This window comes from Collimonas sp. (genome assembly GCF_039923675.1).
Classification (GTDB): Bacteria; Pseudomonadota; Gammaproteobacteria; order Burkholderiales; family Burkholderiaceae_D; genus Collimonas.
In genome coordinates, this window is record NZ_JBDTCG010000079.1 from 1 (window position 1) to 21,926 (window position 21,926).

At 56.4% G+C, this 21,926-nt stretch carries 13 protein-coding genes and 1 pseudogene; 8 read left to right on the forward strand and 6 right to left on the reverse strand.

Features of this window, described 5'->3' with window-relative positions; translation table 11 throughout:
* From ABI171_RS16690 to ABI171_RS16715, 6 genes are all read right to left on the reverse strand, one after another.
* A partial coding sequence (locus tag ABI171_RS16690) for an Ig-like domain-containing protein (protein ID WP_348093656.1) occupies positions 1-4,423 on the reverse strand: 4,423 nt, incomplete at its 3' end.
* A gap of 429 nt (positions 4,424-4,852) precedes the next feature.
* The gene (locus tag ABI171_RS16695; RefSeq protein ID WP_348093657.1) at positions 4,853-8,176 is read right to left on the reverse strand and encodes an ATP-binding protein; all 3,324 of its coding nucleotides are present in this window, start codon (positions 8,174-8,176) and stop codon (positions 4,853-4,855) included.
* A gap of 528 nt (positions 8,177-8,704) precedes the next feature.
* A complete protein-coding gene (locus ABI171_RS16700) occupies positions 8,705-9,208 on the reverse strand; it encodes a transposase (RefSeq protein WP_348093658.1) in 504 nt (167 codons plus the stop codon).
* A gap of 10 nt (positions 9,209-9,218) precedes the next feature.
* A complete protein-coding gene (locus ABI171_RS16705; protein ID WP_348093659.1) occupies positions 9,219-9,440 on the reverse strand; it encodes a hypothetical protein in 222 nt (73 codons plus the stop codon).
* Between the two features lie 223 nt (positions 9,441-9,663).
* The gene (locus ABI171_RS16710) at positions 9,664-10,338 is read right to left on the reverse strand and encodes a response regulator transcription factor (protein WP_348093660.1); all 675 of its coding nucleotides are present in this window, start codon (positions 10,336-10,338) and stop codon (positions 9,664-9,666) included.
* Between the two features lie 345 nt (positions 10,339-10,683).
* A complete protein-coding gene (locus ABI171_RS16715; RefSeq protein WP_348093661.1) occupies positions 10,684-11,358 on the reverse strand; it encodes a response regulator transcription factor in 675 nt (224 codons plus the stop codon).
* Positions 11,359-11,675: 317 nt separating this feature from the next.
* On the opposite strand from ABI171_RS16715, the gene ABI171_RS16720 reads away from it, so the two are divergent.
* From ABI171_RS16720 to hutG, 8 genes and pseudogenes are all read left to right on the forward strand, one after another.
* The gene (locus ABI171_RS16720) at positions 11,676-14,306 is read left to right on the forward strand and encodes an ATP-binding protein (RefSeq protein ID WP_348093662.1); all 2,631 of its coding nucleotides are present in this window, start codon (positions 11,676-11,678) and stop codon (positions 14,304-14,306) included.
* A gap of 345 nt (positions 14,307-14,651) precedes the next feature.
* Positions 14,652-15,857: a tetratricopeptide repeat protein gene (locus ABI171_RS16725; protein ID WP_348093663.1), complete on the forward strand. Its 1,206-nt coding sequence runs from the start codon at positions 14,652-14,654 to the stop codon at positions 15,855-15,857.
* Positions 15,858-15,985: 128 nt separating this feature from the next.
* Positions 15,986-16,380, forward strand: a pseudogene (locus tag ABI171_RS16730) (DUF4372 domain-containing protein); the annotation flags it as partial.
* Between the two features lie 557 nt (positions 16,381-16,937).
* Positions 16,938-17,705, forward strand: coding sequence for an IclR family transcriptional regulator (locus ABI171_RS16735; RefSeq protein ID WP_348093664.1), 768 nt, complete (start codon positions 16,938-16,940; stop codon positions 17,703-17,705).
* A 41-nt stretch (positions 17,706-17,746) separates the two neighbouring features.
* Positions 17,747-18,496: a transporter substrate-binding domain-containing protein gene (locus tag ABI171_RS16740; protein WP_348093665.1), complete on the forward strand. Its 750-nt coding sequence runs from the start codon at positions 17,747-17,749 to the stop codon at positions 18,494-18,496.
* Positions 18,497-18,536: 40 nt separating this feature from the next.
* On the forward strand, positions 18,537-19,205 hold the full coding sequence (locus ABI171_RS16745; RefSeq protein ID WP_348093666.1) for an amino acid ABC transporter permease: 669 nt from the start codon (positions 18,537-18,539) through the stop codon (positions 19,203-19,205).
* Positions 19,202-19,978, forward strand: a complete 777-nt coding sequence (locus ABI171_RS16750) for an amino acid ABC transporter ATP-binding protein (RefSeq protein ID WP_348093667.1) — start codon at positions 19,202-19,204, stop codon at positions 19,976-19,978. The genes ABI171_RS16745 and ABI171_RS16750 overlap by 4 nt, the downstream gene beginning before the upstream one ends.
* Entirely contained in the window at positions 19,975-20,943 is a 969-nt protein-coding gene (gene hutG / locus ABI171_RS16755) for a formimidoylglutamase (protein WP_348093668.1), read from the forward strand. Before ABI171_RS16750 ends, hutG begins: the two co-directional genes overlap by 4 nt.
* Positions 20,944-21,926: the final 983 nt, after the last annotated feature.

Here is a 21,926-nt window from a genome sequence, read left to right on the forward strand (position 1 = left end):
GAGTCGCCTTGCCGTTAAGCGTTGGCGTGGTGTCGTCGGTGACGCCATTGAGCGAAATCGGGCCGGTGACCGTGCCGAAATCGTCGACTACGCTGGTGATCGAAATGACCACGCCGCTGGTGTCCACCGTAAAGTCTATCGGCGTGGTTTCCGGACCATGGTTGCCGGCCTGGTCGACTGGTGTCGCTGTAAAACTGTGATCACCTTCCTCCAAAGGCGTGGCCGGCGTGAACGTCCAGTCGCCATTGCTGTCGACCGGCGCCGTACCAATCTCTACACCATTGTCCTTGATGATCACGGTGCTGCCAGGCTCGCCCTTGCCGGTAAAAGTCGGATTGGCGTCATCCGTGGTGTCGCCGGTGTTGATCGGCCCCGTCACTGCGCCGATATCGTCGGTCAGCGTCGGATTGACAATCGCGCCTGGCGCCGTGCCATCGACCGTGATCGGATAATCCCCGGTTTCGGGACTGACATTGCCAGCACCGCTGGTGGCCTTGGCCGTGAAATTATGCAAGCCGTCTGGCAAGTCAGTAGTGACCTGGAAACTCCATTGGCCCTGCGCATTCACCGGCGCCGTGCCCAACAGCGTGCCGTCGCTATACACCGAGACGATCGAACCGCTTTGGGCCGTGCCATGAATCTCCGGTTGCCGGTCGTCGGTGATGCCATTCGGCGAAACATTGCCGGTGATGTCGCCCTGGTCGTCGAGCACGCCGGTAATTGCCGGCGCCGGCGGCACCCCGCCTGTCAGCAAATCGAAATTGAACGGATCCGATGGATCCGAAATGTTGCCAGCCGGGTCCATCGCTTCCACGGTCAATGCATGACCACCAATATCCAACGGCAGTGTTGGCGTGAAACTCCAATTACCATTTTCATCCACCTGCGCGCTACCGATAATCTGGTCGTTGTCCTTGATGATCACGATCGAATTGGCTTCTGCCGTGCCTGTGATATCCGGCTGCGCATCGTCGGTGACGCCGTTCGGATTGATCGGGCCAGTCACGTCGCCCTGGTCATCAATCACCGAGGTGATCACCGGCTTGTCTGGCTTTTCGGTATCGATAGTCACGGTCCATGGATCCGACTCATCGGAAGCATTGCCGGCTGGATCGGTGACGATGATGGTGAAGTCGTGCTTGCCATCGTCCAGCGGATCCGGCGTAAACGTCCAGTCGCCATTGCTGTCGACCGGCGCCGTGCCAATCACTTCGCCGTCCTTGATGATGGTCACGGTATCGCCCGGCTCGCCCTTGCCAACCAAAGTCGGGGTGTCGTCGTCGGTCAGCCCAGGATTATCGATGGAACCGGTGACCGGGCCAAAATCATCGAGGATATCGCCAATGACCGGCTGGTCTGGCGCCGTGAAATCGACGGTCACCGTCCATGGTGCGGACTCCGCGGAGACATTGCCTGCAGGATCAGTAGCGACTACCGTGAAGGCATGTGATCCCTTGTTCAAATCCGTACCCGGCGTGAAACTCCAGTCGCCATTGCTGTCGACCAGCGCCATGCCAATCACGTTGCCATTGTCGCGAATGCTCACCGTGCTGCCTGCTTCGCCCTTGCCTGTCAGCGTCGGCGTCGTGTCGTCGGTAAAGCCGTTATCGGCCACCGTGCCCTGAATCGTGCCGACGTCGTCGTGCACGTCGGTGATGCTTGGCGCCGCCGGCGCTGTGGTGTCAATCGTCAGATCGAACGCCACCGGCGCGCTTTCGCCTGCCGCGTCCGTGGTCGCCGTCGCCGTCAGATGATGCGCACCTTCGCCCAGCTCGCTGGTCGGCGTGAAACTCCACAAGCCCGTGTTGGCACTGGCCGTGGTGGTGCCCAGCACATGGCCGTCAGTGTCATACACGGTGACGATAGCACCCTTGGTCGCCTTGCCGTTAAGCGTTGGCGTGGTGTCGTCGGTGACGCCATTGAGCGAAATCGGGCCGGTGACCGCGCCGAAATTGTCGACTACGCTGGTAATCGAAATGACCACGCCGCTGGTGTCCACCGTAAAGTCTATCGGCGCGGTTTCCGGACCATGGTTGCCGGCCTGGTCGACCGGTTCTGCTATGAAGCTATGATCGCCGTCCTGCAAAGGTGTGGCCGGCGTGAACGTCCAGTCGCCATTGCTGTCGACCGGCGCTGTACCAATCACTGCACCATTGTCCTTGATGATCACGGTGCTGCCAGGCTCGCCCTTGCCGGTAAAAGTCGGATTGGCGTCATCAGTGGTGTCGCCGGTGTTGATCGGACCCGTCACTGCACCGATATCGTCGGTCAGCGTCGGATCGACAATCGCGCCTGGCGCCGTGCCATCGACCGTGATCGGATAATCCCCGGTTTCCGCACTGACATTGCCAGCAGCGCTGGTGGCCTTGGCCGTGAAATTATGCAAGCCGTCTGGCAAGTCAGTAGTGACCTGGAAACTCCATTGGCCCTGCGCATTCACCGGCGCCGTGCCCAACAGCGTGCCGTCGAGATACACCGAGACGGTCGAGCCGATTTGGGCCGTGCCGTGAATCTCCGGTTGCCTGTCGTCGGTGATGCCATTCGGCGCAACATTGCCGGTGATGTCGCCCTGGTCGTCGAGTACGCCGGTAATTGCCGGCGCTGTCGGCACCCCGCCTGTCAGCAAATCAAAATTGAACGGATCCGACGGATCCGAAATGTTGCCAGCCGGGTCCATCGCTTCCACGGTCAGTTCATGACCACCGTTCAGCAACGGCAGTGTTGGTGTGAAACTCCAATTGCCGTCCTTATCCGCTGTCGTGCTACCGATAACCACACCGTTGTCCTTGATGATCACGGTCGAATCGGCTTCCGCAGTGCCTTTGATTTCAGGCTGCGCGTCGTCGGTGGTGCCGTTCGGATTGATCGGGCCAGTCACGTCGCCCTGGTCATCAATCACCGAGGTGATCACCGGCTTGTCTGGCTTTTCGGTATCGATAACCACGGTCCATGGATCCGACTCATCGGAAGCATTGCCGGCCGGATCGGTGACGATGATGGTGAAGTCGTGCTTGCCATCGCCCAGCGGATCCGGCGTGAAATTCCAGTTGCCATCCTTGTCCACCGGCGCCGTGCCAATCACTTCGCCGTTGTCGATGATGGTCACGGTATCGCCCGGCTCGCCCTTGCCGATCAACGTCGGGGTGTCGTCGTCGGTCAGCCCCGGATTATCGATGGAGCCCTTGATCGGACCATAATCATCGAGGATGTCGCCGATGTTGGAATTGCCCTCATCACCCAGCCCCGGCTTTCCTGGCGCCACGGTGTCGATAATCACTTCATACGGATCGGACGGCAAACCGATATTGCCCGCAGCATCGGTGGCTCTGGCAGTAAAATTGTAACTGCCATCCGGTAACTCGGTTGGCGTGAAACGCCAATTGCCATCGGCATCGGCCACAGCCGTGCCAAGCATTTGGTCGTTGCCATAAATCGTCACGGTGCTCCCCGCTTCGGCATGGCCATGCAGGGTCGGCGTATTGTCATCGGTAAAACCATGGTTGGCCACGGGCCCCATCCGTTCACCAAAATCATCGTCAACGCCGTCGATAACGACCTTGTCTGGCGCAGTCGTGTCGACGATCAGGTCGAAGCCGTCTGAAGGATCGCCGCCGTCGGCAGGCTGCACAATGATGGTGTGATTGCCGTCTGGCAGCGGTGTCGTCGGCTTGAAAGTCCAGCTGCCGTCATCGCCAACAATAGTGCTGCCGATGATCTTGCCGTTGTCGATAATGTTAATCTGCTCGCCAGGCTTGCCGGTGCCGGTAAATACTGGCGCTGTATCGTCGGTGACATCGCCGCTGTGAAGGGCGCCAGTCTTGTCGCCGACATTGTCCGTCGCCTCGCCAATGCTCGGCCTGAGATGGCCATCACCAGGGTTTTGCCCACCATCGTGGCCACCGCCGATACTACCGTCATCGCCACGGCCGATAGCGACCGCTGCGCCGATGATCCCCAGCGCGCCCAGCGCGGCCAAGCCCAGGCCGAGCAGGCTAAATGCCGGGCCGGCGACAAATGCGCCAAGACCAGTCAGGCGTTCGGCGCCCAGCACCTGCGGCGAGGTGGCGCCGTCAGCCAGCGCGGCGACAAAGTGGTCGGACTCGGCGTCGGTAGGAACGTATTGGTAATAGTTGCCGTCTTCGCCCAGCCCAATCAGCGTGCCGTCGTTATCGTAGTAACCTTCGATTACCAGTTCAGCATCATCGTAGCCCGTGCCTTCGAGGCTGATGTGCAGATCGTGGCCGACACGATGCGTAGTGACGTTCTCGGGCGCGAAGCCCGTATCGCTCTCGGCCAGGATGAATTTACCGCCTTTCAAGGCCTTGACCTTGGTCGGCGAGCCCTTCTTGCTGCTGCGCAAGTCGACGGTTTCCTTGATGACGTTGCCGTCCACCACAACCAGTTTTACTGTATTCACTGCCACGATAAAATCCTTTGTATAAACACTAAAATAAGCAACTAAAAATAGATAACGAAAATAGACAACAACTCCGCACTCTGGTAGAGGTCCCCTAAAATCGTCGCTTTTCGAGGTCTCTTACAGATAGAACCGGCGACCCGTGCCAGCTCGTTCAGGGCGTTACAACCAGAAATACACAGACTCCAGCGCTCGCTGGAGTTCGATGTAACAGGCTGAAGTGTATTAACCGGCAAGCATGGCGTGAATCGGACCATTCCCGATATGCACGCAATACAACTAGGACAAATCTTGTTTATCGCTATACCGCCCGGATTTGACAACTTGTCACAAATGCTGCGGCGATCCGGTAAAAAAACAGGCAGTCCGCCGGCAGTCCACCAATATCTGGCAGCATCTGGCAACATCTGGCGTCGCTCTGTCAGGACGCCGCGCTCAGGCCCCGCCGACAGGCTCTGTATCGTCCAGCAACATTTCCAGTTCAGGCAGAACGCTGTTCAACGCAGCCGGGTCGGCGGCCCGGCCGAGATGCTCCATCCGCACGCAGACGGCGACGACGTCTTGCTCGCGCATCATGGAATAGGCCCCCTTGATCGAATGCAGTTGCGTCAGCACCGTCTGCATGTCGTCCAGCGCCAATGCGCGGCGCATCGTCTCAAGCGAACGGCTGTTGGCGTCGCGCAAGGCTTCCCGCAATTTCACGTCCAGCAGGGGCTTGTGCGGCGTGGCCGGCGCCGATACCGATGCTGCGTCCGCCGGCACATATTTACCGACCATATGCGCTATCTCCTCCAGCGACATCGGCTTGAACAAGACGTCTGTAATACCCGCGCGTTCGCAACGCCGCCGTTCATCGGTAGACGCATGCGCCGTAATGGCGATGATCGGCTGTTGCGCGCCGCGGCGCCGCAACAGGGTGCTGAAGGTGTAGCCGTCCATGCCCGGCATGCTGAGATCGGTCAGCACGATGTCGTAGCGGTTTTCCGCATACAACTGCAACGCGGCGTTGCCGTTGTCGGCCAGGTCGGACAGGTAGCCCAGCACATTAAGCTGATCGCGTATCAGCGCCAGGTTGACCGGGTGGTCTTCGAGCACCAGTACACGGATTTGCCGCTGCGTCGCGCTGTTGACGGATGTCGCCACGACGCTATTATCGACGGCGCCGGCGACGGCTGCCGGCGGCGTGGGAGGCGCCAGCGCAAATGCGATTGCCTGGCGCAAGCCGGCCAGGGAATAGCAGGACACGATGCTGCGTTTGTGCTTGACGATAGCGTTCCTGGGGCCATCGTCAATCGCGTCGATCACCCAGGATGCCTGCTGGTACAGATTGTCTTCGTCGGCTACGCTCCATTCGCGCGGGCTGCCAAATATCAGCAAGGGCAGTCCTGGCTTCATTTGCAAGGGATGGGAAATGCATTGCAGCGCCAGACCCCAATGGCGCAGCTGCCCGGAAATAAAAGTACGCCATTCCGCCGATGGACACAGCAGGACGAGATCCGGCTTGCCGGCGAACGTCGTGTCCGGCTGGATCGCGTCCGCCTGCAGCGGCAGGCTGATGCTGAAGGTGCTGCCGGCTGCATGGCGGCTCTGCAGCGAGATGCGGCCGCCCATCAGCTCCGCCAGCCGCTTACATAGCGCCAGGCCGAGGCCGGTGCCGCCAAAGCGGCGGCTGACCGATGCGTCGGCCTGGGTGAATGCGCGGAACAGGCTGCGCTGTTGTGCCGCGTTGATGCCGATGCCGGTATCGCTGACGCTGATCGTCAGTTCCGGCTGCCCGCCGGCAACGGCCTGACAGCGCACGGACACGCTGACCTTGCCGTCGTCGGTGAACTTGATGGCATTGCTGAGCAGGTTGAGCAATATCTGGCGCAACCGGGCAGCGTCGCCATGATAGAAGCGCGGCAACGCCGGATCGCTCTTGTAGAACAGGCCCAGCCCCTTGGCGTCGGCCAGGGGTGCGAAAATGGCCAGGCACTGTTCCACTGTATCGATGACGTCGAAGCGCGTGTTTTCGAGCGTCATCTGGCCCGATTCGACTTTTGAGAAATCGAGAATGTCGTTGATGATGTCGAGCAGCGCTCTGGAAGAGGTGCCGACGGTCTGCAGGCGGTCGGCCTGCGCTTCTGTCAGCTGCGAGCGCTCCAGTAATTCAAGATTGCCGAGGATCGCATTGAGCGGTGTGCGTATTTCGTGGCTCATGGTCGCCAGGAACGCCGATTTTGCATGGCTGGCGGCATCCGCGGCCGCACGCGCCTCTTCCAGCTTGCGTTCCAGCTGCTTGCGCACTGTAATGTCGGAGAAACTGCAGAGCAGCACATCGTCGCCTTGATATTTTGCTTCGATCAGCTTCAGCAACAAGTGCGCGGGCCTGCCGCCAACCAGCTTGACCGCCAGATCGCGTTCAATGATCCGGCTGCCCTCTCCGGCCGGATCTGTTTTTTGCATGCTCCAGTAAAGATCGAGGAACTGCCGGTACAGCGGCTTCGCCGGGTTGTCGTAGGCGCGCATGATCTCATTCTGCAGCAAGGTTTCGCCGCTGCGGATCGACAACAAGCTCAGGCCCAGCGGCACGGCGGTAATGATGGTGCGGTTGAGGTTCTCGCTTTCAAACACCCGTTGCGAGCGCCGGAACACCGGCATGAACACCTGGCGGTCGAACAGCAACAGAAATGTCCATAACGCGCCAAGCACCGCCAGCGTGCCGCCGGCATAGGCCAGCAGCACCGGCCAGCGCGCCGCCAGGATGGTGCGCCAGGAATAGGCGTAGGCCAGGACCCAGCCGGTATCCGACAAAGGCTCGCTGATGGTGAAGTCGCCGTTGGTATAGAATTGCTCGGAGGTATCGAGTTTCTGCTGCCAGCTGCCGGAATCGATCACACGCTGGGTCAGGCCGGGATCGACCACCGCGTTATACCATTCGCTCATTACCGCTTCGCCGGCGCCATCGAGAATAATGAAATTGCCATCGTAAGGCGCCTGGTGCAGGCGTTTCCTGAGCATTTCAACCGGCTGGTCGCTGACAAACACAATGAATGCGTGGTCGCCGTCGAATGCCGGCTGCACCAGCTTGAACACCTCTTCGCCGGTAAACGGATCGCGCGCAGCCGGCAGCCAGGCGATGCTGCGCGATTCGCGCAAGCGTTTGGCGACTGCGGGATCGTGCAGGTTGCCGATATCGGGCGCGAGCTGTTTGATCAACCCGGTCACGTCCTTGGCGCCGGTGCTCCTGAGAGGGTCGCCGTTGCGCGGCGGCGGCATGATGGAGATGAAGCTGTCGTCCAGGTCGTAGAAATAACCGGTCAGTTCAAGCTGCAGCTGCTGCGCGCTGGCGCTAGCGATATATGCCTGCTCTTCGGTGAAAGAAAGATAGTCGGAGAAGGCAGCCGGCGGCCGGCCGACGCCGAGCTCACCCATGGCAAGCTGGGGATTGACCTTGTCGCTAGCCTGGATCACGACCCGGCCGCCATGTGCGGCGAAATCCCGGATCAATTGCGCGGGCGGCTTGCGGTGTTCAGTCCACAACATTTCCGCCTGAATCACGCCACGCCGCAAGGCAGCCTGCTTGGTTTCAATGTCCAGCAACAGCGACGCCTTGTGCATCAGGTAAACATAACGTCCTTCGGCGATGTAGTCGCTGATGCTGGATTTGATCGCCAGTGCGCCGGCAATCAGGATCAGGACCGACAACGCGGCGCCCCCACCCCACAGCAATCCGCGCTGGTAACGGTTTAGCCGTCCGAGCTCGCAATTCTCAACCACGACATCTGCTGCTTTGTCTTGGCTCGTCCTGATCGATGCAATATTATTTACTCGGAATAACATGACGGTCCTCAAAAAAAGCAGGGCTTGTATAAAGCGGCCGGCCGCAAGCCCTGCAGATAGTGAGTCCAATACAGAACGGGGAGAACGGGGCGGATTAAAAAAAGTGCGCCCGAAGCTAGCGAATCGCATGGCTTCGGGTTGATGGGATGAAGTTTATTTACTGCGGGATGCCACGTGAATCAGACAAATCCATATATTCCGTAAAATATAATAGGACTAGTCTTGCTTTCGAAAAAACTGCGGAAAAGCACGGAGGATGCGCCTGACTTAGAGGCTGTTGCGGAGTGAAAGTGACCTCGAAAAACGCCGTCATCCTCGCGAACGCGGGGATCCATCTTATTAGAGCGCAACTTGGATTCCCGCGTTCGCGGGAATGACCCGGTCCGGAATGACCCGCTCGGAAATGACGTGCCGGGGTTATTCGAGATGCCCTTAAGCACGCCCAAGGCGACATCAGGACAAGATTTACTGGTCAATCGAAAAACTGAAACGATCCAGCGCGCCTTTATCCGACGGCATTTCATCTACCAGCCCTGCCCAGTGAAAATCCGAGTCGCTTTCCGGCGTCGCCTGGAGGCTACCGTCCCTGGCATGTCTAATCGCCGCGGCATACGCTTCCCGCCGATGCTTCCTTGCGGCTATTTGTCTGATCCGCAGTATCTCCTGATCAGCGAATACGGTGACTTTGATCATGACGCCCTGCAGTTCTGGAACGCCTCTCAGATCCAGCACCAGCTGCTGCCACTGACCGCATTCATTCCAGCGCCTGAAACGCATGTAGACGGTGCCCGGCTTACCGAACCTGGCAGGCAAGCTATGCCAAGGCCGCCGATGAGAGACATGCCACAGCAATGCGTCGATGAATAACCGGTTATCACGGCCGGCGGCACCAGGATCGCCCCTCTTGCCAATCAGCAGCGGCTCCAACGCTAGCCACTGGTCGTCACGGAGCTTGGTGTATGACTCCATTTTCGCACCTCTAGTTTTTTGTCAACGGGATTTGCACGGCATGTTGCGCTGCTTGCACCTGGTTTTCTTCCGGGCCGCAATTGCCGGTGCGCCACTCTTCGATCATCTTCCGCTTGCCGGGTGTCGAGGCAAAGATAAAGTGGTTCATATCTCTGATGAAGCTGGTCCTCTGACTGCCGGAAAGCTGAGCAAATGCAAGTAACAGAGGCGTTACCTTGGCATTTTCTTTCATGGTGATATTCCCCTGGCGTGTATCATAAATTTTGGCTATACCCAATTAACATGCGCCGCACGGCCTGATCGCCGCGGGACATTTAAACAATAAGACAAAGTTTATTTGTTGCCACGCATATAGAAAATAAGACAATTCTTCAAATATGCCGAAATAGAATAAGACCAATCGGATTCAACAGCAGGGATCGTGAGGGCACGCGCTAGCTGAAGCGCCTAGCGGTTCATGCGACAGGGGAATCCGTCGCCGGCGCCATGTTTGCTTCCGCGCCGTATTTGATCAGGTCGGCATCGCGCTGGATGCCGAGCTTGCGCATTGCATTCATTTTTTGCGAGCTGACGGTTTTTTTGCTGCGGTGCAAACGTTCCGCAATTTCATTGATCGTCAGGCCGGCAATGAACAACCGCACCACTTCTCCTTCACGCGTCGACAGATTGCGCGACGTGGCGCTTGCCTTGCCGTCTATATCGAGCGTCTTGACGATGGATGCAATTGTCGGCGAGAAGTATTTTCCGTTGACATACGCTGCGTTGATGGCTGCAACCAGGTGATCCAAGGTGTCCGATTTGCTGAGGATGCAGGAAATGCCTTGCGTCAGGAGCAAGCGTACGACGCCCGGGTTGTCCACCATGGTCAACACCACCAGCCGGATATCCGGGTAGCGGCGCTGGATGAAAGAGAACAGCGTGGTGCCATCTCCGTAGTCGCCGCCCGGCATGGCGTAGTCCGACACCAGGACGTCGCAGGGATGTTCGTCGAGGACCGCAATCAGTTCCGTGGAGTTAAGCGCCTTGCCGACCAGCTGGACGGTGCTCGCCTTTTCCAATTCATACTCGATGCCGAGCAACAGCGCCGGATGATCGTCGGCGATCATGACGCGTACAGAAAATTCCATCATTTTTATTCACTTCCTTACAACTCGTTAAGAGGCGCCCGGCCAATGCTGGCGCCAGCTGACGAGCGTTGCATGTTGATGTTCGATTCGCAAATATCCCGCCGTTTGACAAAGTTTTACAAAATTTGACGAAGGCGGACATGCGAAGGGGCGTATTCCACGGCGATTACATCGCAAGCGGTGGCTATCGCAGATGACGACAGAGTGAAGTCTATTGATTGCAGCGCGACAGGAGAATCGGACAATTCCTTAAATGCAGCACAATAAACTAAGACAATTCTTAATTTGTAGATAGGGCCACAAGGCGGGCCTGGAGACGAGACTGGCCGGCGGCGGCCAGCACTCCAATCAAGATATTTTAGTATCTGTCGACGAGGCAGGCCCGGTTTCGTTCCCGTATTTGATCAGGTCGGCATCGCGCTGGATGCCGAGCTTGCGCATGGCGTTGATTTTTTGCGAGCTCACGGTTTTTTTACTGCGGTGCAAACGTTCCGCAATTTCATTGATCGTCAGGCCGGAGACAAACAGGCGCACCACTTCGACCTCGCGTGTCGACAATGAGCGCGCCGCATCGTTTGCCGGACCCTCAGCGTCGAGCGTGCGGATGATGGCAGCGATCGTCGGCGAGAAATATTTTCCTTGCACGTAAGCGGCTTGAACCGCAACAGCCAGGTATTCCGTGGCATCGGATTTACTCAGAATGCAGGAAATACCCTGCGCCAGGAGCAGACGGATGATGCCCGGATTGTCCATCATGGTCAGCACCACCAGCCGGATCTCCGGGTAGCGCCGCTGGATAAACGCGAAGAGCGTGATGCCGTCGCCATACTCGCCGCCCGGCATCGCGTAGTCCGACACCACCACGTCGCACCGTTCCTTGTCGAGCACGGCGATCAGCTCCGTGGAATTACGGGCGGTAGCCACCAATTCGATGGTCTTGTTTTTTTCCAGTTCGTAGGCAATCCCGGCGATCAGGCCGGGATGGTCGTCAGCGATCGCCACGCGGATAGAAATTTCGTTCATTTTGCTCGGACCCAAGGGATAAGTACGTATAGATTGCACTTTACTTTATTGCCACTCAACAATAACATTAATTAACGAAAAACCGTATCATATTGCCAAAAATCAAGATGTACCGTCGTTGTGGCTCGCGCAGACATCCCAGTCTTCTTCTGTGCATTCTCAACACCTATCCGAAAGCCAGAATGCCGTATCTGACCAACTTACTGCCGTCCAGGCGCCGCGGATTGGTTTTATTTTTACCAATTATCTTTCTGCTTGCCCCTGCATCCAGCCATGCCCGCAACGATGCGCTTTTCAGCGCCCAGGAAATCCAGTGGATGACGACTCACCCGGTGCTGAACGTTGGCATCGACGCTGACAACGCGCCCACCGAATATCTCGACAATGGCAAATACAAAGGGATAGCATCGGGTTACTTGGATTTCATCGCAAAAACCACCGGCCTTGAGGTGCGTCTTGTGCCGCACGGCGACAAGCAGAATGTCCGCAGCGGCATGGACCAAGGAAAAATAGATCTTTATCCGATCGTCGCCAGCGCCTTCAACGACGCGCTGGTAGGCGACACGATCATCTACACGCCGCCCTATTACCTCGGCTGGACGGCGGTAGTTACCCGTCCCGACGCGCGCGTCACGCATCATTGGGAAGATTTGAAAGGGAAGACCATCGCGCTCAAGCGGGGCGCAGTGTATGCGGCTTTCCTCAAAGAGAATTTTCCCCAGATGCATATCGTCGATGCCGATAGCCTGGAGGACGCGCTGGAGGCCGTCGCCGACGGCCGCGCCGACGCCACGCTGGGCCTGGACGTGGTGCTGTTTGAGCTGGTGCGCAAGAAATTTCCCGGGAGGCTGAATTTTTCCGGCAGGATCGAGGACCATCCGGTCAATCTCGGCATGGGCATCCGCAAGGATGCGCCGGTGCTTGCCGCGATCATCGCAAAATCCCTGGCTTCGATATCGGCCAGGGACAACGAGCAATTGATACATGACTGGGAAGAAGGCATCGGCTATCGCCAGCGCTCTTTCCTGACCTTGCTGTCCGACTATGCAGCCGAAATCGCCGGCTTCTTGCTATGCTTCGTGCTGGTGCTGGTCCTGGCCTACCGGGAACGCCTGGCGCGACGCCGGGCGATACGCAGCGAACGGGAGAAATCGATGTTCCTGGCCGTAATGAGCCATGAGATACGCACTCCGCTCAACGCCATTTTCGGTAATCTCGAGCTGCTGGCGCGCTCGCCGTTGTCGGAACGACAGAGCGACCGGCTGGACACCGTCAACGTGTCGTCGCACGCGATGCTCGATATCCTCAACGATATCCTCGACTTTTCCAAGGCTGAAGCGGGCCAGATGCGTATTGAGACAGCCAGCTTCGACCTGGTGGCGGTGGTGGAGGAAATCACGGCCATGTTCGCTCCGGTGGCCGACGCCAAGGCGCTGAATTTGTACTATACGGTGGAACCGGCGCTTTGCCGCAGCTATCGCGGCGACTCGGCGCGTGTGCGCCAGATCATCGCCAACCTCGCAAGCAACGCCATCAAGTTCACCGAAACCGGGAAAGTGACGATAGCCGTGCGCAGCGCCGGCGCCGGGCAAGTCGCCATCAGCGTGACCGATACCGGCATCGGCATCGCTGTGGAGTACCAGCAGGAAATCTTCGATGCCTTCAGCCAGGCCGATACGTCGATCACACGCCGCTTTGGCGGCACCGGCCTGGGCCTGGCTCTCTGCAAACGGTTAACAGAATTGATGGGCGGCACGATCACAGTGCGCAGCCGGGTTGGCGGCGGCAGCACATTTACCGTGATGCTGCCGCTGGCTGCCGAACCCGGCGCCGAGGTGCGCGGCCAGGCTTTTTCCGGCGCGCTGCGGCTATCGCTCCTGTGTGCAGCGCCGGAATGGCGTGCAGCCATCAGCGCCCAGCTCAGGCAATGGGGGATCCAGGCTGATGTCGCCGAGCACCCGCGCGACCTCGAAACGGGAACCCGGCCTTTGCTGGTGTTCGGCAATCCGCGTCCCTGGAGCGTCGCCGATGAAAACATCCTGACGCAACGCGCCCCCTGGATTATCGACGCGATCGAAGACGGACCGCGCTCCCCTGTTGCCGAGCAAGGGCGCATTGTCGTATCGATTTATTCGCTGGACGGCTTGCATGAGGCGATTGCGCGGGCCAGCGGACAAGCGGAACCCGAGTCCTTCTCCGCTCCCGCGGCTGTCACCGCTATCACGATACCTCTCCCGGCGCCGCAGATCCATATGCTCGTGGCAGAAGACAATCCCGCCAACCGGGAGCTGATCCAGGATCAGCTCGAGGTGCTCGGGTACCAGGCCGACATTGTCGCGGATGGCCGCGCTGCTTTGCGGTATTTCAGCGAGCGGCGCTACGACGTGGTGCTGACCGACCTCAACATGCCGCTCATGGACGGTTACACCCTGGCAGCATTTCTGCGCAGCCAGGGAAGCAGCGTGCCGATTATCGCCATTACCGCACATGCAGGGGCCGACGAATTGCAGCGCTGCGAACAGTCAGGCATTTCCGGGGTGCTGCTGAAGCCGATGTCGCTCAATGCAATCGACCAGACTGTGCGCAAACATCTCAAACGAGACGCCGACCCTGCCGTGCAATCGGCCATCGCCAGCTCCGGCGAACCGGAGCATGCGCCTTTGCGTGCGGATTTGCTGGCCATCCTGGCGCAGACCTGCGAGCAGTCATTGTCCATCGCCCGCGATGCCATCGGCAAAGGCGACCTGGACGCCGCGCTGGCGCAGATCCATTCGATCAAAGGCTCCTTTGCCATGATCCAGGAGCATGAAGTGGTCACCGTCTGTGCGCAGATGGAAGCGCTGGGCGCGAGCGGCAACGCAGCAGGACTTGCAGATGCCTTGCAGCGATTCTCCGCCCTTGCGCATGAAGCCTTGGAAAGACGCGCCGCGCCCGCCCATGTCATTTAAAGAATACCCAGCCAATGTTTGGGCCTGGCCATGGATAACGCATTGCTAAAAAAAACCTGAAATTGAGATTCGTCTCATTGTTGGCGATTGTTTTGAGTCAGATAATTTCGATCTTATCTTTCCGGAGCAGCTTCCCCTCCAGGAATCCATCGTTAATGAAAGTATCGTCAAGCGGATATGTTGCCTTGCTTGTTCATGACGTTGTCAAACGCCGGCTCAACAGAAGGCACATATGCAAATCAAAAAGTATGCACGATGGGCATTTCCATCGGCAGAGGTCTCAAATTTCTTCAATCTTGACAGCAGCCTGCAACGGCGGGCTCGCAATCTCGATATGGGCCAACCATGAAGAACGGAAAACTGAAAGCGCGCGCAGATGCCTTGCTTGGCGCCGGGCGGTTCCGGGATGCGATCCTGCCCATATTATCAATTCTCAAAAGCGAGCCAGGCTGCGCTCCCGCCTATGAAAAGCTAGGCGTGGCGCAGCTCAGGCTGAAAAATTATCCTGCCGCCATCACCAGTTTTAAGCAGGCGCTGCGCCTGATGCCGGAAAATGCAAATGTCTGCGACGGACTCGCCGAAACCTATGGCTGGACCGGCGATCTCGCTTTGAACCGGCAGCTCGGCTTGCGCTCCTTGCAGCTCAAAGACAGCCAGGCGCGCAAGACACCGCCCAAGCATGCGCTCATGGAACGTCGCAGCGCTGGCAGCAAATTGATTGCTTTCAGCCTGTTTGGCGCCAAGCCGCGCTATTGCGAAATGTCAGTGCTGAATGTGCTGGCGGCGCGGCAGCATTTCCCTGGCTGGATCTGCCGCTTCTATGTCGACGCCACAGTGCCGCCTGACATCCTGGAACGCTTGCGGGCGGCGGGTGCTGAAATTGTGATGATGTCCGGCGCGCGCCTGCAAATACCCGGCACCATGTGGCGGTTTCTGGCGCTGGACGATCCGCAAGCGGCCATCGTCATCGTGCGCGACGTCGATGCATTGATCGGCGAACGGGATCAGCAGTGCGTGGCAGAATGGCTGGACGACGGCTCCGCATTTCACGTCATCCGCGATTACTTTACACACAGTGAACTGATCCTCGCCGGCCTGTTCGGCACCTACGCGGGTATCCTGGGCGACGTAGAAGCGCTGATGCAGGAATTTCTCGCCAGGCAGAAAAAGATCATCAGGGTGACCGACCAGGATTTCTTGCGCACCTGCATATGGCCGCAGGTCTTTGATCAAACATTCAGCAGCGATATGGCGTTTGGCTTCGGCTCCAGATTGTCACAGCGGATGCTGCCGTGCGCAGATCCGTATCAGCATGTGGGAGCCAACTTAGGGGGCTGCGCCATGATGGAAATCGCTGTGGCGGCAAAAACCGGCAGCGCGATCCGATGGACGCTAATCGATCGCAACGAAACGCAAGTTTGCACCTACGAATCCACTGTCGCGGCAGACGGAAAAATTGTAGTGGATATACCTCGTGTCTACGCTTCCTCAATTCGAACAGGCGAGTATCGGATTGAACACACATATTTAGCATCGGTAGTGTCCGGTTAAATGCCGTTTTAAACGTGTAAAACCCAATGTTGACATGGTCTGGCGGCTGATTTCATTTGACGCCGATTTGAATCTTGATTCTTCATTTTTGTGCAACTTCCTAGAGTTGATACTCTGGAAGGCGCGCCATGAATACAGGCAAGACGCTGTTTGCACAGATCATGGACGCTGTTCCATGGACGAGTTTTGGCGAATCGTCAATCGGTATTCTGGCAACGCTGGTGTGCGTCGCATGAATTGCGACGAACAGTTTCGTGTGATGGCGTTTGCGCAACTGACATGGCGTGAAAGTCCGCGCGATATCGACGTAACGTTGGGAGCCAATGCCAGCAAGCTTCATGTGATGGGCTTGCGTCACACTGTTCATCGCTCCACGTTGACCGATGCCAACGATCGGAGCGAGTGGCGCGATTGGCGAATTTGGTCCGATTCCGCCGCTGTGCTCATTCGTCGTGCGCACAAACCGTACTGCGACGAGCACTTGGGATTGGATCTGACCAATTCCGTCTATGCACCGGACTCGGCCGGTACATCCCTGCCAGCAATTGTGCCCGTATGCGCGGCCAGGCCGTCACCAGATAATGAGCCGTCTGCTTGATATCCGGACCATCCATTCCGGCTGCGACTTTGCCGGCCCGCAGGCGTTTAAACGCCTGCCGCAGGTTCTCTCTTCTCAGCGCTGCTTGCTGCAGCGCTGATCCCGTGTAACTTGTCGCATATCGCGGGAACATCACACACGGCTTCACCCTGCCCTACGGCCTCCCGCCCCGCTTGCGCGGGCAGCCAAATGATCGCCCAATTAGTTCGAGGCAGAATACGCACTACAGGCGACTTGAATTTGTTACTTTCCTGGCCCAGTCGCAGGGATTCACATCATTTGCACCTGTTTTAAGCAGGAAAATATTAATGAGAGAGCGTATTTTAATGTTTCCATGCGGCTATTTCCTTACCAGCATCACATTACTATTTTTCCAACCTTGATCACAAGGCACAGTTATTGCTGCGATTAAAGCATTTATTGATTCCTATGATTCGGGAATCCGATTTGTAATTGTGGGAATTAAGTTCGATTATAAATAAATGAAAAAAAGCGACATATCGGCGCCGGAGACTGCACATCAGGTCACGTCTACAAGTGAGCGGCCGTTGATGTTGCTATCCGTCATAGCCAGGCACGGTAGGCCAATTACCGTAAAGCAGCTTAGGGATGCAACGAATTTGCCTCAAAGCACGCTATATCGTCATTTGCTCCCGTTGAAAAAATGGGGACTGGTACAAGAACAAGATAATTTTTATGCGCCGGGGCCGTTGAGCGTTCAGTTGGCCTGGGGATTTGATCACACGTCCTATCTGGTAAGTAATGCACGTTCCGAAATGCAAAGGTTGGTGACGCTATGCGGGGAGAGCGTTGGGCTGATGGTTGCGATGAACAACCAGGTAATGTGTCTTGATATGGTGGAGAGCCAGCAGTCTTTACGCTGTTCATTTTCTAAAGGGCGTTCGCAACCGCTGCTGCGGGGAGCCTCGGCAAAGGTACTGCTGGCGCATCTATCGGAATTACTGGTCGACGCGGTAATCACTGAACAACTTTCCGGACAGCCGAAGGCGCAACAGTACTTGCGCCAGGAACTGGCAAAAATACGTGCACAAGGCTATGCCGTGAGCGAAGGTGAAGTTGATATGGGAGTGTGGGGTATCAGCGCCCCGATTTTCAGCAAGTCGGATCACATGGTAGGCGCCATCACCCTCATGTCTCCGGCCGTCAGAGCTGACGGTCGACAACAGGAGTTGATTGATTTGACGGTCAAGGCTGCCGCAGTCATCAGCGAGCGTTTGAAGTTGTACTGAATCCAGATAATTCAGATGTGCATGTCAACCAGGAGAGAGAAATGAACCACCGTCGCTTTTTCATCGCTTTAATCGCTGCAATCAGCATACTTGTACCGACGCTGAGTATCGCCCAGTCTGGAGGAGTAATCCGGGTGGCTACCGACGCAACCTTTCCGCCGTTCGAATTTTATCGGGACGGAAAGAGAACCGGTTTCGACATCGAACTCGTCGAAACCTTGGCCAAATCGATGGGAAAGAAAGTCGAGTGGACCGATATTGATTTCAAGGGGTTGATACCAGGGTTGATTTCGAAACGCTTCGACCTTGCCGCCTCGGGAATCTATATCACCGAGGAGAGGCGCAAGGTAGTGGATTTCACCGACCCATATTATCCGGGAGGGTTGGTGATCGTGGTCAAAAGCGACAACCGCAGCATACTTAAACCGGCAGACTTGGAAGGAAAAAAGGTCTCGGTACAGGTCGGCACCAAATCGGTGAATTATCTCAAGGAATACTTCCCACACGTCGAGCGGGTGGAAGTTGAAAAAAATCAAGAAATGTTCAACCTGGTGGAAATTGGACGTGCCGATGCCGCCGTGACCGGCAAACCTGCGGCCTTGGAATATGCAAAATCCCGTCCTGGTGTGAAAGTGCTCGACAAGCAAATCAGCATTGAGCTCTATGGTTTTGCAGTGCGTAAAGACACACCGGAACTGACACAGGCGTTAAACGCCGCTCTAAAGAAGTCCAAGCTCGACGGCAGCTACGATAAATTGGTAAAGAAATGGCTTGATGCAACCGCAAAATAAGCGGGTCGTCTGACATCTGAATGAATGGGGAGACAGGAAAATGAATTTTGATTTTATGCCGGTAGTCGCCGGCTGGGATGATCTTTTGCGAGGTGCATTGGTTACGATAGAAATTACGTCGACCTCGCTGTTGCTGGGTTGCGCGCTCGGACTGCTGGTCGGGATCGGCCGGCTGGATCGCAGCAGACGCCTGCGCTACGGCATATGCAGTACCTACGTTACCTTTATCCGCGGGACGCCGTTGATCGTGCAATTGTTCATACTCTTCTTTGGCTTACCCGAATTCAACATCCTGCTGCCCGCTTTTGTTTGCGGGATACTTGGCTTGGGAATTTATTCCGGCGCCTATGTGTCGGAAATTGTCCGTGGAGCGATTCAATCTATCGAAAGAGGACAAATGGAAGCGGCGAGATCGCTCGGCATGTCTGCCGGGACGGCAATGCGTACCATCATTTTGCCGCAAGCGATCGTGCGCATGATTCCGCCTTTGGGCAACGAATTCATCGCATTGATCAAAAACTCGGCGCTGGTTTCCTTGCTGACCATAGCTGACCTGATGCACGAGGGACAAAAGATCATCAGCGTTTCCTATCGCTCTCTTGAAGTGTACCTGGTGATTGCCTTGATGTATCTGGTATTGACTAGCGCCACCAGCATGATTTTGCAAAAAATTGAAAAGCACTTGCGTGCAGGAGGGGCAATGCAATGAACCAACCTATCATTAAACTTAGCGGCCTGGGAAAATCGTTTTCCGGCAATCGTATCCTGCATAGCATCGACCTTGAAGTACTGCCATCCCAAGTCATTGTCGTCATCGGCCCGAGTGGCTCAGGGAAAAGCACTTTGCTGCGCTGCTGTAACGGCCTGGAAGTGGCGGAAGAAGGAAGCATTGAAATCTGCGCACGGAAACTGCTGACGAACGGTAACATGCTTCCCGATCATGACTTGAACCATCTTAGAGAGCAGGTCGGGATGGTGTTCCAGTCTTTCAATCTGTTCCCGCATTTGTCCGTATTGGAAAACATCACAGTAGGACCACGCAAAATCCAGGGTATGGACAAACAGGGGGCCGAGGAGCTGGCACGGGCATTGTTGTCAAAAGTTGGATTGAGCCATAAAGCCGATTCAATGCCAGCTACATTATCGGGCGGCCAAAAGCAACGAGTCGCGATTGCTCGGGCCTTGGCGATGAAGCCAAAAGTCATGCTTTTTGACGAGCCGACATCCGCGCTCGATCCGGAATTGGTCGGCGAGGTTCTACAGGTCATGAAGGCGCTGGCGAACGAAGGCATGACGATGATGGTGGTCACACACGAAATGGGTTTTGCGCGAGAGGTCGCAGATATCGTCGTAGTCATGGATCACGGTCGTATTGTCGAATCGGGTCCGCCAGATAAAATCTTCGTCAATCCACGTGAAGAGCGGACCCGTAGCTTCTTGCAGGCGGTACTGACACGCAACGCCCAAAGTAGCGCCGCATGATGAATCGCGCGCTGTGGACAGGTCGGCAAGATATAGATGGTGCTGGTGATACACGTCGTCTACATCAAGTTGTATCGCCATTCGACGAGACGTCCCGGGGCGGCGCCGCCCTGATCGGTTTTGCCTGTGACGAGGGAGTGCGACGCAATTATGGTCGAGTCGGTGCCGCACATGGACCAGATGCAATTCGACGTATGTTAGCAGCTCTTCCAGCGCACGGTATCGAGCATGTGTTTGACGCCGGCAATCTTACTTGCGACGATGAACAGTTAGAGCAAGCGCAACAACGCCTAGCCGGAAAGGTGCAGCAAGTTCTCGCACAGCATGCTTTCCCGTTGACACTAGGTGGCGGCCACGAGGTTGCCTACGGCACCTTTCTTGGTATCATCCAACATCTGGGCCAAGCACTACATAGCGGTCATTTACTGATTATTAATTTCGACGCACATTTTGATTTACGCGAGTCAGAACTTGCAAGCTCGGGCACGCCATTTAAACAAATGGCGGATTGGTGTCATCAGGCCGGTATCGAGTTTCACTATCTTTGCTATGGCATCAGTCGGCTGGGAAATACACCGGCGCTGTTTGCACGCGCGGAGGATCTGGGAGTGCAATTCAAGCTGGACAGCGATCTTGTGTTTACCGATATTGTTGATCTCGGACGCGAACTGCTGGATCAACTTGCTGCCGCCACCTACGTTTATCTGACGATCGACCTGGATGTGTTACCGGCCGAGAAAGCGCCTGGCGTTTCTGCACCGGCGGCCTATGGCGTTCCGCTGGAAAAAATCGAGTACCTGACTCAGCTGGCAAAGAATTCCGGTAAATTAATCGCTGCCGACATTGCCGAATGTAACCCCAACTATGATCGCGACAACCTGACGGCAAAGGTAGCCGCTCGCCTTGCACACACGCTACTCCAATCCAGGAACATGTCTTTAAATATATCAAAAATATCCCGATAATGGCGGCAATCAATTTCCGCGATAATTCGATTTCGAAACGTCAGCCGTCTCGCAGTGATCCAAAGCAGCATTACTTGCGCCGCTTTGACGCACTGTCAGCCGAGACTAGGAAATCACTCGGTCTTGCTTGAAGCAAGAGCAAAATAAGCACTTTGTAGTTTGACGTTGAATACCCGGTTCCGAGAATCGTGACGGACCGTTTAGTTGACGGCGGTCACTTGGTCCGACAACGACTGCCAAGTCAGCGTCGAATTAGTACAGAAATGTATCCGGGTTTTAATATACAACCCACATCTGATGGCATTCACGTAACGCCGCACAAAACCCTAAACAGCACAGGCAAGCGATTAATTATTGGTTGGTCTGAAGAGGTGCGAGAGGCGATAGCCATGGCAATTGCCGCGCGCCCCGTAAAAATATCACCTTACATTTTCTGCAATAGATCAGGCAAATGTTACTTCAACGAAGAAAGCGGACGTGCAGGTGGTTGGGATTCAATGTGGAGCGGATTTAGCACACGTGTCCTGGAGGAAACCAAAGTGCAGCAAAAATTCACTGAACACGATTTGCGGGCAAAGTGCGCCAGTGACGCTTCAAGCCTTGAGCACGCTAGAGCGCTACTGGCTCATGCTGATAGTCGACTTACTGACCGTGTCTATCGCAGAAAGCCTGAGTTCGTCGCGCCACTGCGCTAACGTGTACGGTTCAAACTTCATCTGACACAGGTTGTCAGATGAGTTAGAGTTTCATGGTACCGGTCACTATCAGGAAAAACGACCGGCAGGAATCGGCCAGAAGCGGCCACCTATTTAAACAGCCGTTGGGCTGGTAGCTATGAAAATAACAGATGATATGGGCGGTAGTTGTCAACAAAGATGTCGCGTCACTTCATGCTGCAATCTTTAGTTCTTCATGCTCTTCCCGTTCAGGATTGAGCCATACTTCGTCCTTCAATTGCCAATTCCGCGTTTCGCCTGACCAGC